This window comes from Nitrosomonas supralitoralis, from assembly GCF_003011925.2.
Lineage (GTDB): Bacteria > Pseudomonadota > Gammaproteobacteria > Burkholderiales > Nitrosomonadaceae > Nitrosomonas > Nitrosomonas supralitoralis.
The window spans coordinates 1-13,791 of sequence record NZ_PXXU01000021.1 but is presented as its reverse complement, the minus strand read 5'-3'; the positions used below and the strand labels follow the sequence as shown (position 1 = coordinate 13,791).

Annotated in this window: 15 protein-coding genes and 1 tRNA gene; 3 read left to right on the top strand and 13 right to left on the bottom strand. The window is 40.0% G+C overall.

Annotated elements, in window-relative coordinates:
- Nucleotides 1-30 precede the first annotated feature (30 nt).
- From C7H79_RS08290 to smbP, 3 genes are all read left to right on the top strand, one after another.
- Nucleotides 31-1,068 (top strand): L-threonylcarbamoyladenylate synthase, encoded by a 1,038-nt coding sequence (locus tag C7H79_RS08290; RefSeq protein ID WP_106706818.1) that lies wholly within the window; start codon nt 31-33, stop codon nt 1,066-1,068.
- Nucleotides 1,069-1,082: 14 nt separating this feature from the next.
- Nucleotides 1,083-1,853 carry an HAD family hydrolase gene (locus tag C7H79_RS08285; RefSeq protein WP_106706817.1) on the top strand — a complete coding sequence of 257 codons (771 nt, stop codon included), beginning with the start codon at nt 1,083-1,085 and terminating at the stop codon, nt 1,851-1,853.
- Between the two features lie 223 nt (nt 1,854-2,076).
- Nucleotides 2,077-2,439 (top strand): small metal-binding protein SmbP, encoded by a 363-nt coding sequence (gene smbP, locus C7H79_RS08275; RefSeq protein ID WP_106706815.1) that lies wholly within the window; start codon nt 2,077-2,079, stop codon nt 2,437-2,439.
- Nucleotides 2,440-2,508: 69 nt separating this feature from the next.
- On the opposite strand, the gene C7H79_RS08270 is transcribed toward smbP, so the two are convergent.
- From C7H79_RS08270 to C7H79_RS08210, 13 genes are all read right to left on the bottom strand, one after another.
- The gene (locus tag C7H79_RS08270) at nt 2,509-3,573 is read right to left on the bottom strand and encodes a peptidoglycan DD-metalloendopeptidase family protein (RefSeq protein WP_106706814.1); all 1,065 of its coding nucleotides are present in this window, start codon (nt 3,571-3,573) and stop codon (nt 2,509-2,511) included.
- 18 nt (nt 3,574-3,591) lie between these two features.
- Nucleotides 3,592-4,254, bottom strand: a complete 663-nt coding sequence (locus tag C7H79_RS08265; RefSeq protein ID WP_106706853.1) for a protein-L-isoaspartate(D-aspartate) O-methyltransferase — start codon at nt 4,252-4,254, stop codon at nt 3,592-3,594.
- Nucleotides 4,255-4,300: 46 nt separating this feature from the next.
- Complete coding sequence (gene surE / locus C7H79_RS08260; RefSeq protein WP_106706813.1) at nt 4,301-5,044, bottom strand: 5'/3'-nucleotidase SurE; 744 nt, start codon at nt 5,042-5,044, stop codon at nt 4,301-4,303.
- Between the two features lie 91 nt (nt 5,045-5,135).
- A tRNA-Pro gene (locus C7H79_RS08255) sits at nt 5,136-5,212 on the bottom strand.
- A gap of 60 nt (nt 5,213-5,272) precedes the next feature.
- Complete coding sequence (locus C7H79_RS08250) at nt 5,273-5,662, bottom strand: MerR family transcriptional regulator (protein ID WP_106706812.1); 390 nt, start codon at nt 5,660-5,662, stop codon at nt 5,273-5,275.
- Nucleotides 5,640-5,948, bottom strand: a complete 309-nt coding sequence (locus C7H79_RS08245) for an integration host factor subunit alpha (protein WP_106706811.1) — start codon at nt 5,946-5,948, stop codon at nt 5,640-5,642. Before C7H79_RS08245 ends, C7H79_RS08250 begins: the two co-directional genes overlap by 23 nt.
- A gap of 152 nt (nt 5,949-6,100) precedes the next feature.
- Nucleotides 6,101-8,467 (bottom strand): phenylalanine--tRNA ligase subunit beta, encoded by a 2,367-nt coding sequence (gene pheT / locus C7H79_RS08240; RefSeq protein ID WP_106706810.1) that lies wholly within the window; start codon nt 8,465-8,467, stop codon nt 6,101-6,103.
- 43 nt (nt 8,468-8,510) lie between these two features.
- Nucleotides 8,511-9,530 (bottom strand): phenylalanine--tRNA ligase subunit alpha, encoded by a 1,020-nt coding sequence (gene pheS / locus C7H79_RS08235; RefSeq protein WP_106706809.1) that lies wholly within the window; start codon nt 9,528-9,530, stop codon nt 8,511-8,513.
- A gap of 113 nt (nt 9,531-9,643) precedes the next feature.
- On the bottom strand, nt 9,644-10,003 hold the full coding sequence (rplT, locus tag C7H79_RS08230; protein ID WP_106706808.1) for a 50S ribosomal protein L20: 360 nt from the start codon (nt 10,001-10,003) through the stop codon (nt 9,644-9,646).
- A 10-nt stretch (nt 10,004-10,013) separates the two neighbouring features.
- Nucleotides 10,014-10,211, bottom strand: coding sequence for a 50S ribosomal protein L35 (rpmI, locus tag C7H79_RS08225; RefSeq protein ID WP_106706807.1), 198 nt, complete (start codon nt 10,209-10,211; stop codon nt 10,014-10,016).
- Nucleotides 10,212-10,324: 113 nt separating this feature from the next.
- Nucleotides 10,325-10,879, bottom strand: coding sequence for a translation initiation factor IF-3 (gene infC, locus C7H79_RS08220; protein WP_197714611.1), 555 nt, complete (start codon nt 10,877-10,879; stop codon nt 10,325-10,327).
- A 51-nt stretch (nt 10,880-10,930) separates the two neighbouring features.
- Nucleotides 10,931-12,838: a threonine--tRNA ligase gene (gene thrS / locus C7H79_RS08215; protein WP_106706805.1), complete on the bottom strand. Its 1,908-nt coding sequence runs from the start codon at nt 12,836-12,838 to the stop codon at nt 10,931-10,933.
- Between the two features lie 87 nt (nt 12,839-12,925).
- Nucleotides 12,926-13,681 carry a hypothetical protein gene (locus C7H79_RS08210; RefSeq protein ID WP_106706804.1) on the bottom strand — a complete coding sequence of 252 codons (756 nt, stop codon included), beginning with the start codon at nt 13,679-13,681 and terminating at the stop codon, nt 12,926-12,928.
- Nucleotides 13,682-13,791 lie beyond the last annotated feature (110 nt).

Here is a 13,791-nt window from a genome sequence, read left to right as displayed (position 1 = left end):
ACATTTGAATTTAACATTCAAATTATACAAATGGAACAGACAGAGCACGCATTAACACAATCAGGCTTATCATCAGTTCAATTGGATCAGATTATTACAGCTGCTCAAATTTTGAGCGCAGGTGGTACAGTAGCTTTTCCAACTGAAACGGTGTACGGACTTGGTGCCGATGTTACAAATCCAACTGCTATTGATAAGATCTACAGTATAAAACAGCGGCCCACTCATCATCCGCTGATCGTTCATATTGGCAATATTTCCCATATGCACTATTGGACTCGAGACATACCGGAAGCTGCTTGGACATTGGCCAATCACTTTTGGCCCGGTCCTTTAACATTAATTCTCCCGCGCAGCTATCATATTCCTGATTGTGTGACCGGCGGACAGGATACTGTTGGGATACGGCTTCCAGCGCACCCAGTTGCTTTGGCTTTGCTTAGTGCGCTAGGGCCAGAAAAAGCACTGGCTGCACCCTCGGCTAACCGCTTTGGGCGCATCAGCCCAACCTTGGCAACGCATGTACATCAGGAATTAGGTAAAAATGTCGACATGATCCTTGAGGGCGGAGCCTGTGAAGTAGGCCTGGAAAGCACCATCGTCAGTTTTCACGATAATACAATCCAAATACTGCGGCCAGGCAGCATTACGTTATCTGAGCTTGAAACAGCATTGAATAAGCCCGTTATTCTTGCACACAATATCAATCAAGCAATCCGAACCTCTGGATCATTACCAGCACATTATGCACCCACGACACCACTAAGATTATATCGGGGTACACAAATATGGCAGCATGCCCTGGCACTCGCCGCACAAAATTTACGCGTTCTGGTCATAACCTGGTCGAATACCGCCAAACCACAACTCTCAGATCAATTGATCGAACAATTCTCCATGCCTGTAGATCCAGTCGCTTATGGTAAACAACTGTATGCTAAATTACGCCAGTTTGATCAAGCAGCATTTGATTATATGCTGATAGAATCACCTCCTGATCATCCTAGCTGGTTAGCCATTGCAGATCGCCTGCAACGCGCTAGCTATCATTTACCTAATAACCACTAAAATTAACCAGAAAAATGAAGAAACAAAACAAATTGCAAGCTGTGCTGTTTGATGTTGACGGCACACTTGCCGATACCGAGCAAGATGGCCATCGCATTGCTTTCAATGCTGCTTTCAAACAATTCAATCTCGACTGGAATTGGGACATTGATCTTTATGGTGAGCTACTACAGATTACTGGCGGGAAAGAGCGAATTCGCTTCTACATGGAAAATTATGCTCCTACCATGCTCAATAAAAACGATCTAAAGGATTGGATTGTCAGCTTACACAAAGCCAAAACCAAATACTTTGAATCTCAGATGGAAACCGGCAGTATCCCATTGCGCCCCGGTGTTGCAAGGTTAATTCAAGAATTGCGGCAAGAAAAAGTAAAGCTTGCAATCGCAACCACAACAACGATGGAAAATGTCATATCTCTACTTAAATCCACATTAGGCGCAGAATCAATTGACTGGTTTGATGTCATTGGCGCTGGTGACATTGTTCCTTTGAAGAAACCAGCGCCTGATATATACCATTGGGTACTCAATCAACTCAATTTATCCGCGCAGCAATGCATTGCAATAGAAGATTCAGAAAATGGACTACAGTCGGCCCGAGCTGCTCTGCTCTCGACTTTAATCACAGTGAGCGGCTACACAAGTCTACAAAACTTTGACGGCGCAGTTGCAGTTCTGTCTGATCTGGGCGAGCCTTCCAAACCCTTCACTCACATACAAGGTGCAGCATTTGCAAAAGAATGGGTAGATTATGAAGCACTCAACAGTTTAATTAAAAAATGAATGAAAATTATTATTCAGTTAATGCATTTGTTATTTCTAGTTGTTATTTATAGTAATAGGAAAACTCAGACTTTTCATGCTATACAAGAAATAAATCTTACTTATATCAAGCTATGCTATAGCGAGAATCTGATTTTTGTTATGCTATATAGCACTCCAAATGACAAGGCATATACACCTTCAGAAATGGATATTTTTTATCAATTGACATTTAGGCAACATTATGGGAATTAATCAACCGAAAATTATTATCACTGTTTTGAGTACACTGACGTTCTTTTTTAGCTCCCTAGTTGCCACTGCATCAAATGATAATTACCATACAGCAGAGGCTATAAAACATGCTGAAACGGCACAAATACACGGTAAAGCAGGACACGTAAAAACCTTACTGGAATATGCACAGCAAAGTCTTATCCATGCAAAAGCTGCGGAAAATGAGTTAGCTGGGTCACACCAACGTATCACAGATTCAATCAAACATCTGGAAGAAGCGATTGCTCACGCTAGACAAGAGGATTCTGAAGCAGCTACCAGACACACCTCACAAGCTCTGGAGTATATGCGGCATCCGATTGTAGAATAAGGGTTTAATTGCATAGCAAAAAAGATTACTACTCAATATTTACTGATATGGCATTTATCTTACTTTCGATTAGGATTCATTAGGTAAGTATTTTAGTGGATCTACGGGCTTTCCATGTTTACGTATCTCAAAATGTAACTGAGTCGTATCTGTATCAGTCTTACCCATTTCTGCAATTTTCTGCCCTCTAGTCACCGATTCACCCTCTTTAACCAGCAGTCTACTATTATGCGCATAAGCACTTAAAAATATGTTGCTATGCTTGATAATGATCAAATTTCCATAACCACGAAGGCCATGCCCACTGTAAACCACCTCACCTGCGGCCGATGCCAATATCGGCTGCCCTGCCTGTCCTGATATCTTCACACCCTTAGAATTCTTGGAAAAAGATGAAAGTAATTTTCCTGTCGTTGGCCAGATCCACTCAGCAACAGAATCACTAGCAGATCTATCCGATCGTAATGCCACGGGTTGAGGAGCAGTTTCAATTTTAGTATTTGCTGTTGTAGCTGAAAAAGCCCGAGTTGCGGAAGGTGAATTACTCTTAGTTGGATTTTGTAATCTAGCCACATTCTGTTCTGAGAAAGGCAGCTTAAGAGCTTTTGGATTCGTTTTTAACTTATCGACATTAGCGCTATTATTACTTTCTACGGTAGTTGCAAGATCTGAAGAATCAACGCTTGGGTCAATAGCTGTTGTTATCGGTTGTTGAGGTAAAGCAAACAACGTAGGCTGCGAATCTCTTATCGGCATAAACAAACTAATTTTCTGCCCTGGTTCGATAGAGTTCGAATCGGTAATCTCATTCCACTCCGCCAATTTTTTGTAATCAATATTATTTTTCCGTGCGATACCATATAGGGTATCGCCTTGCTGCACGATATAATATTGACCATCCAGATTATTGGATTCATTTGACCTAGCTGGTACTGAAGAGTCGACTTTCGCGCGATCAACCACTGGCACAGGTGGCTGTGTTGTGCTACATCCCAACAGAAACAGATAGGTAGCAAGCAGCAAATAAAAATTGCATGTCAATGGCTTTAGTTTTCTTGCAATAAAAATAAATAGCTTAACGATACAATTACAGCTATCAATATTGATCAATCTAATCATTGCAAGATTTGTCATTTTATGTTCCCTGCACTACTATTTTTTTATAACACCTGCCAGCATAGGCACAAAATTCACCTCTTCCAGCACAGTTTCGGTATAACCTTGGGAATTACGCTCAATAACACACAAATTCTGTTTCTGAGTTCCTTTCGGAAAAACCATTCTGCCACCAACAACTATTTGCTCCAATAATGTAGTTGGAACATGAGTGGTTACTGCTGTCATGATAATACCATCAAATGGCCCAGCCTCTGCAAGCCCAAGCAAACCATCTGCATGTTTTAAATAAATATTCCTAATTTGCAACTCTTGCAATCGAACCCGGGTACGTGTTAATAAAGGCCCGATGCGCTCTATCGAATAGACTTTCTGCGCAATCTTTGCCAATACAGCAGTTTGATATCCGCACCCAGTACCAATTTCCAGTACTTTTTCTAAATTAGAAGTTACATGCAATAATTCACTCATGCGCGCAACAATCCATGGACTTGATATGGTTTGTCCGTAATTTATAGGTAAAGCAACATCTTCGTATGCTCTACTTGCAAGGGCCTCTTCAACAAAAATATGACGAGGAATTGTACCCATCGCCGACAAAATCACTTCATCAGCAATCCCTTGTGCACGCAGCCGCTCAATCATGCGCATACGCGTACGCTGAGAAGTCATGCCAATTCCAGAATGACGCACATTCACCAATCAGTACCCATAAAAATTTATATCACTTAAACATAACAGGCATTTAATTATCAAGCCATCTTACTATGAGATCCAATTGATCATATCGGGTTAAATCAATCTGCAGCGGAGTCACTGATACCCGGTCATTTTGGATTGCATAAAAATCTGTACCTTTACCCGCATCCTGTGCAGGACCTGCAGCCCCTACCCAATACATAACTTCACCACGGGGGCTTTGTGATTTGATCACAGGTTCAGCCTTATGGCGTCGTCCCAGACGAGTAACTTCAAATCCTTTAAGTTGCTGATATTCAATATCCGGCACATTAATATTTAACAAAACCGGGCTCTGAATTTCATTTTCTCTGAACCGCTTTACCATATCAGCTGCAACACGCGCGGCCGTTAAGTAGTTTCCATTGGATGCATCAACCAATGAAACAGCTAATGAAGGTATTCCCAACAAAAATCCTTCCGTAGCAGCAGCAACAGTGCCTGAATAAATCGTATCGTCTCCCATATTAGCGCCATGATTTATGCCGGAAATGATCATATCCGGCATTACATCAAGCATACCTGTGACTGCCAGATGAACACAATCAGTTGGTGTTCCATTGACATAATAAAAACCATTATGTGATTTTTGTAAGCTGAGTGGACGATCCAATGTTAATGAATTACTGGATCCACTTCTATCTCTTTCAGGAGCAACTACTATGATATCTGCCATTTTCGAGAGAAAATCAGCAAGACAGGCAAGACCAGGCGCAAAATAGCCATCATCGTTACTGAGCAATATGCGCATTTTTATAAGTTACTTTTTATCACTAGATAGCAAAACAGACGATCCAAAAAATTCCACGTCAATCATATTTTATAGGTATATCTCATTCAAATGGTCGGGGCGAGAGGATTCGAACCTCCGACCACTTGCACCCCATGCAAGTACGCTACCAGGCTGCGCTACGCCCCGAGTGTTGAATTATAGCAAATAAAACACTCAAACTTCTGAAGCTATCACTGAAATACTACTTTATGAAAGTAACTGTGACACAATACTTTTGATTTCACACCGGATATATCCTAAATCCACCTTTGAAGAGTGTAAATTAATATTGATTCCATCACATGCATCTGATTTTGCACTGATACATTCCAATTGATTTCGTGCGCCGTTAATTGTAAAGCCTTGATCGTAAAGCAACTCTCTAATACGACGCACCAATAAAACTTCTTGCTGTTGGTAATAGCGACGATTTCCACGACGCTTGACTGGTCTTAATTGTGGAAATTCCTGTTCCCAATAACGTAACACATGCGGCTTAACATCACAAAGCACACCAACCTCTCCAATTGTAAAATAACGTTTAGCAGGAATTGGCATCAAAGTATTATTTATTTTATTTGCTTTTTTGTTTTCCATGATAATTTTTTTCAACTAAGGCTTTTAACTTCTGACTAGCATGAAATGTCACTACACGACGTGCAGTAATCGGAATTTCTTCACCTGTTTTTGGGTTTCTGCCCGGACGTTGTGGTTTTGAGCGCAACTGAAAATTACCAAAGCCAGACAATTTAACACCCTCACCATTTTGTAAAGCGGTACGCACTTCTTCATAAAAAGACTCAACCATGTCTTTTGCTTCGCGTTTATTTAGTCCGACATTCTCAAATAATAGATCAGCTAATTCAGCTTTTGTTAACGCCATGCTTTACTCCTTTTAGTTATAATTTTTTGTAAATATTAACTCAACATATGACATGATGCATATAATAGTAGCGCTTTTAGAAAAAAACAGATTAACAATCTATCACATACAATTAATCTGCGAAGTTAATTCAAGTATAAAGTTAGCAAGTATTAATTACGCAATTCGGCACCAAACTTATTTTTCAATATTTTTATTAGACTTGTTATTGCAAATTCCGCCTGTTCATCTGTCAATGTTTTCTCAGTATCTTGTAACAAGATACGGAATGCAAGACTTTTTTTGTTACTTTCCATACCCTTACCGCGATAAATATCAAATAATGATATATCCGATATAATCGCCGATTTGACTTCCTGCATACAATATATTAATGAGTATGTACTAATATCATTATCGACAATAATTGCAATATCTCGTCTGACAGGTGGAAATTTAGAAATTTCTTTAACAAGCGGCAAAAATCTTAATTTCAAGATATCTAAGTCAAGCTCAAAAAGTATCGTACTTTTTTGCAAACCATATTTCTTCTGCCAACGTGGATGCAATTCTCCCATCCATCCAATCATTCTGTCCTCGAAACAAATTTCTGCCGATTTTCCGGGATGTAATGCCGGGTGAAAGAATTTGTTGAAACAAACGGATTTGCCTCGACACAAAACTTCCACATCTGCTTTAATATCGTAAAAATCTACGTTTCTTGCTTGTATTCCCCATTGCTCAGAAGAAAAATCTCCATAACTAAGTCCAGCAATTTTTTCTGTCTGTTTACAATCATTCTCATGATCACGTATAAAGCAACAGCCAATCTCAAACAAGCGCACTCTAGTTTGCTTACGATTTAGATTAAACTGTAAATTGGAAATTAAACCACCTATTAACGTACTGCGCATGACATTCATCTGACTTGCAATCGGATTCAGTAACGTAACTGGCTTATGATTATCTACAAAATCAGCTTCCCAATCAGCATCCACAAATGCATAATTAATAACCTCTTGATAATCACGATCTATTAGCTTTTGCTTGATTTCCATCGTGGAATATTGTGATTCAGATTCCGGTAACATCGCCATATTGGCATGCGGATAGTGGATCGGAATATGATCATAACCATGGATGCGTGCCAATTCCTCAATAAAATCTTCTTCTATCGCCAGATCAAAACGATAAGCAGGCGATACCACATTAAAGAAATCATCCTTTTCTGAAAATTCAAATTCTAATCGCTTAAAATAATCACCTATTTGCTCCTTATTGATGTCAATACCCAATATCCTTTTAACTCGCTCAGTTCGCACATTGATAGGGGATCGTTGAGGTAATTTGTGTTTTATTTCAATTACTGGACCTGTTTGACCGCCACAAATAGTAAGAATCAGGTATGAAGCGCGTTCAAGTGCGCTTCTAGTTGCAGAGAAATCTACTCCGCGCTCAAAACGATAAGCCGAATCCGAGCTAAATCCCAGATGAAATGTCTTACCGCTAATTACATCCGGGCTAAAGAATGCGCTTTCTAAAAAAATATCCGTCGTACCATACGTTACGCCACTTTCCAAACCACCCATAATGCCGGCTAATGCGAGCGGTTTATGCTCATCTGATATTAAAAGCATTTCCGGCGTCAAGTTTATTTGATTACCGTTCAGCAATTGAATTTTTTCATGTGGCAATGCATATCGTATCTGTATAGAGCCAGCTATCTTAGCCAGATTAAAGGCATGCATAGGCTGACCTGTTTCCAGCATTACATAATTAGTAATATCGACTATTGAATTAATGGATCTTAGACCACTCCGCTCCAATCTCTGGATCATCCATAATGGCGTTGGCACACTGAGGTTGATGTTCCGTAGTACCCGTCCACAATATAGCGGACAAGCATCCGAAGCAATCACTTGCACATTAAGCGCATCATCAATTTCATTCGGTACAATTCTTATTTCTATCGGATGGATTTCAGCGTTCGTTATGGCCGAAACCTCGCGTGCCACACCTGTTACCCCCAAACAATCAGCCCGATTAGGCGTCAAACTCAATGTAAAAATGCTATCCTCAAGGCCATAATAATTACGAAAATCCGTACCTACTGGCGCATCACTGGGAAGTAATAACAATCCATCAACAACTGCATTAATACCTAGCTCTTTCGCTGAACACAACATCCCAGCAGAATCCAAGCCTCGTAGCTTCGTTTTCTTTATTACAAAACCTGGTAAGGTTGCTCCGACCAATGCGCAAGGTACCTTCATTCCAGCACTTACATTGGGTGCACCACAAACAATCTGCAATAATTCTTTATCTGAATTTCCTGTCCTGACCTTACAAACTGACAGCCGATCTGCCGTAGGGTGTTTCTCCACTGACAGAATTTCTGCAACAACAACATTATTAAACACGGAAGCTACTGGTTCCACGCTTTCAACTTCAATGCCAGCCATCGTTAACGCATGCGCAAGCTCGTCACTAGAACAAGCAGGATTAACAAAGCTTCGCAGCCATATTTCAGAAAATTTCATGAGAATTTATAACTAATACAGTAAGTAAGTGCATTTTTATGATTTAATTAAACTGTCTAAGAAAGCGCAAATCATTTTCAAAAAATAATCTCAAGTCATTGACTCCATACCTGAGCATCGTCAAACGTTCCACACCCAAACCGAAAGCGAATCCTATATATTGCTCGCTATCAATTGCAACGTGCTTTAATACATTGGGATGAACCATTCCACATCCAAGCACTTCCAACCAACCAGTATGACTGCAAATTCGACAACCCTTTCCATTACACATTACACAACCAATATCCATTTCAGCAGAAGGTTCAGTAAATGGAAAAAATGATGGCCTAAATCTCACCGGCAAATCATTACGTTCAAAAAATTGCGCCATGAAATCGGCTAGAATGCCTTTCAAAGCAGAAAAATTGGCATTCTCATCGATCCATAAACCTTCTACCTGATGAAACATTGGTGTATGGGTCACATCAGAATCACATCGATATACACGGCCAGGCGCAATTATCTTTATTGGTGGCTTGTTGTACTCCATATAGCGAATTTGGACTGGTGATGTGTGTGTTCGTAGCAAATTACCATTATCAATATAAAATGTATCATGCATGGCCCGAGCCGGATGATCTTCTGGAATATTCAAAGCGGTAAAATTGTAAAAATCAGTTTCTATTTCAGGTCCTGAAACCACATTGAAACCAATTGAATGGAATAGTGCTTCGATACGTTGCAATGCTTGTGTTATCGGATGTAGGCCGCCGACGCCATGTCCTCTGCCTGGCAAGGTAACATCTAACGCTTCTTCAGTCAGTTTTGCTTCCAGCTCTTTGGCTTGAATTGCACTTCGTCTATTTTTAAGCGTCGCCTCTAATTGCATCTTTGCTTCATTGATTTGACTACCGATAACAGGGCGTTCTTCAACAGGAAGCTTTCCTAATCCTTTGAGTAATTCGGTAAGAATACCGTTCTTACCGAGATAGCGCGCTTTAACGTTTTCCAATTCTGTAGCGTCATCGATGTCACTCATCAAACTCTCGGCTTCAGAGATAATTTCTTTCAGATTTTCCATGCCAATTCAGCGTTGAGGATTAATAATTACTTTTCACACTATTTTTATTTATCATAAGAAAAAGGGAGGCTCAGGTTCTACCCGACCTCCCATCAACGTTTTATTACTATTAATTATGTCGCCAAACCAGCTTTAGCTTGTTCTACAATTTTCTCAAAAGCACATTTATCAAATACAGCCAAGTCAGCCAAAACCTTTCTATCCACTTCGATACTAGATTTTTTAAGACCATTCATAAACACACTATACGATAATCCACACTCACGAGCAGCTGCATTAATGCGCGCAATCCATAACGCTCTAAATTGTCTTTTACGTTGGCGACGATCACGATATGCATACTGACCAGCCTTCATAACAGCTTGCTTCGCTATTCGATATACATTCTTTCTACGTCCTCGATAGCCTTTAGCTAAATCTAATATTTTTTTATGTCGCGCATGAGCGGTTACACCACGTTTTACTCTAGGCATTATTATTCCTTTATGCGTATGGCATCATAGAGCGAACAGAGGCTTCATTGGTAAAATGAACTTCCGTTACACCTCTTAATTGGCGTTTATTTTTTGTTGTTTTTTTTGTCAATATATGGCGCTTGAAAGCTTGCGAACGCTTAATACTTCCACTCGCTCTAAACTTGAAGCGCTTTGCTGCTCCACTTTTAGTTTTCATTTTAGGCATTAAATTCTCCTCATTTAATATGAAATCAGGTGTTTCCATGACAGAAAACTTTACAGACCTGAAAATCACTTATTTTTACACTACAGCAGTTTATATAACTTCAAGAAAACCATTTATGTTGATGTCGACGAGTCTTCCATAGATGCCTTAGATTTATCGGCCTTTACATCTTTTCTTTTAGGAGATAGCACCATAACCATCTGCCGTCCTTCCATTTTAGGAAATTGCTCCACTATCGCAAAAGTCTCTAAATCACCTCTCACACGTTCAAGTAAGCGCATACCAAATTCTTGATGTGCCATTTCACGTCCACGAAAACGCAATGTCACTTTAACTTTATCGCCTTCATCTAAGAAGCCTATCAGGTTTCTTAGCTTTATATTATAGTCTCCTTCATCCGTATTCGGTCTGAATTTAATTTCTTTAATCTGAACTTGTTTCTGCTTTAATTTCGCATCATGCTTTTTCTTGCTTTCTTGATAACGAAACTTACCATAATCCATCAATCGGCAAACTGGTGGCTGTGCCGTTGGCGCAATCTCAACCAAATCAACTCCCGCTTCCTCCGCCAAGGCATTTGCATCTGCAAGTAAAACAATGCCAACCTGCTCCCCATTCACGCCGATCAGACGCACTTCCGACGCATCAATCTCTTCATTGATGCGCACTGATTTATCCTGAACTATGGCAAATTCTCCAAAAATAGTTAAAAAAAGAAATTACACTTTTAACGAAAGCTCTTCGTTAAGTCGCATAAGGAATTCTGGCAATGTCATTTGCCCCAAATTCTCACCCGACCGATTACGAACAGCGATTTTATTTGCTCGCACCTCTTCATCACCAACGATAATTTGATACGGCAGTTTTTGCAAGCTATGCTCACGAATTTTATAGGTTATCTTCTCATTTCTCAAGTCTAAACTAACTCTGATTCCATTGTGTTTGAGCTGTGCTGCCACTTCCTGCGCATAATTACTCTGTGTACGAGAGATATTTAATACAACAACTTGTTCGGGTGATAGCCACAAAGGTAAGGCACCCGCATAATTTTCTATCAATATCCCGATGAATCTTTCCATAGAACCAAGAATGGCCCTATGCAACATAACCGGTATCTGGCGTGAATTATCTTCTGCCACATATTCTGCGCCCAAACGATCTGGCATTGAAAAATCTAATTGCAATGTACCACATTGCCAAACACGTCCAATACAATCCTTTAATGAGAATTCAATTTTGGGTCCATAAAACGCACCTTCGCCAGGTTGTTGCTCCCATTCCAATTTAACTTCATTGAGGGCTGCTTCCAGTGCGGCTTCTGATTTATCCCACTGCGCATCTGATCCGACACGCTTTTGGGGGCGAGTTGAAAGTTTGACCAAAATCTCTTGAAAACCAAAATCCGCATAAACCACCTTCAGCAAATCGACAAATCCGACAACTTCTTCTTGTATTTGATCTTCAGTACAAAAAATATGTGCGTCGTCTTGTGTAAAAGCACGCACTCGCATGATTCCATGCAACGCACCGGATGCTTCATTACGATGACACGAACCAAATTCCGCAAACCGAATTGGTAGCTCGCGATAACTTCGCAAGCCTTGATTAAATATTTGCACATGTCCCGGACAGTTCATTGGCTTGATGGCAAAATCGCGCTCATCTGAATGAGTAGTAAACATATTCTCTCGAAAATTCTCCCAGTGCCCGGAACGCACCCACAAATCTTTATCCAGAACTTGGGGCGTCCGTATTTCTTGATAGCCATTCTGATTCAGAATATCTCTCATATACTGTTCTATTTGCTGCCATAATGCCCATCCCTTGGGATGCCAAAATACCATGCCTGGTGCTTCATCTTGCGTATGAAACAAATTCAGCTGCTTTCCGATCTTACGGTGATCTCTTTTCTCAGCTTCCTCTAATCGATGTAAATATTCTTTCTGGTCATCCTTATTAGTCCAAGCAGTTCCGTATATGCGCTGTAACATTTCATTGTTTGAATCACCACGCCAATAAGCTCCTGCAACTTTCATAAGCTTAAAAACTTTTATCCTTGAAGTTGCGGGAACATGCGGTCCACGACAAAGATCTGTGAAATTGCCCTGTGAATAAAGTGACAAATCCTCATCACCAGGTATCGATTCTATTATTTGAGCTTTGTATTTCTCGCCTTGCTGCTTAAAAAATTCGATTGCTTTAGTTCGTTCCAGTATTTTTCGTTCTATCTTCAAATCTCGTTTACTGATTTCGATCATGCGCCTCTCAATTGCAGCTAAATCTTCAGGTGTAAATGAGCGCTTGTACGAAAAGTCATAATAAAATCCATCATCGATTACAGGTCCAATGGTCACCTGCGCATCTGGAAATAGCTCTTTTACAGCATGTGCTAACAAATGAGCGCAAGAATGCCTGATTATCTCTAACCCTTCATTATCTTTTTCAGTAATGATTGCCAAATCACTATCATGATCAATAGGGCAATTTAAATCGACTAACTTGCCATTGATTTTTCCAGCGATTGCCGCACGCGCAAGACCTGGTCCAATCGTCGCAGCAACATCCATTACACTAACAGGATGATCGAAAATACGTTCAGATCCATCCGGCAAACGAACAACGGTCACAGATATTCCTTCTAATAATTCACGTTTAACAAAAATAACACTTCAAAATTTTTTAACGGTACAGTGAAATTTTATTCGAGCATAGAGTTATTTATCAAGTGATGTTTTATACCAGTTATTCATTTTTTGCAAACCATTTAAAACCTTCGGTGCAAAACCTATAGCTACCGCATCAACCAAACAATACCAAGCCGCAACACCACTGGGAGGGTTTCCCTGAGTCCAATTGAAAACTGGTTCAATAGATGCCCATTTCCATGTACCTGCTGCCGTTCCTATAATTTCAAGCCATGTACAAATAAAAAAAGCTCCCAAATAAACCATCGGTGACCGCCCTTTAAATAAGCAAAAAACAAAAATGCAAAATAAAAAAGCACCCACTTGATCACCCTGCTCAGGTATCCCACTAATGCCCCAGAGAGACCATACACCACCCGTCGCAATAACAAAAATCGCCAATTTCCTTGCATTCATCAAAAAAAACCTTGAACGGGAAAGCGCTACCGCTGTCAGATACACCATTCCATGCCCTGGCGGAATATACAATGGAACATTCTCAAATCGATAGGTATAACCTTCCATATAAATGGAAGCAAAATGTTCGCCTGCTGTAGCAAATGCTACTGCAATCATTACTTGCATACGAACTTCCCTATTCTCACCAATTAGCAATCCAAACAAAAAAAACCAGGCTATAACTCCCAGTAAATTTTGAACTTCATAACTTGCACTACCGTCTATTACTAAACTCACAGCCACACAAAAGAAAGTAAAGCCGGCTATAAAGTAATCTCTATTTGTATGTGGATAATCAATACACGGCTTGGGAAAATGATTCAGCATGCAAAACCTCAACGAATAAAAAGCCCGCCATAGGCGGGCCATTTAAGCATGTCTATTATTTCAATACCTAATAAAAGACATTTTAAAAATTTTTTATTTAACAGAACTAC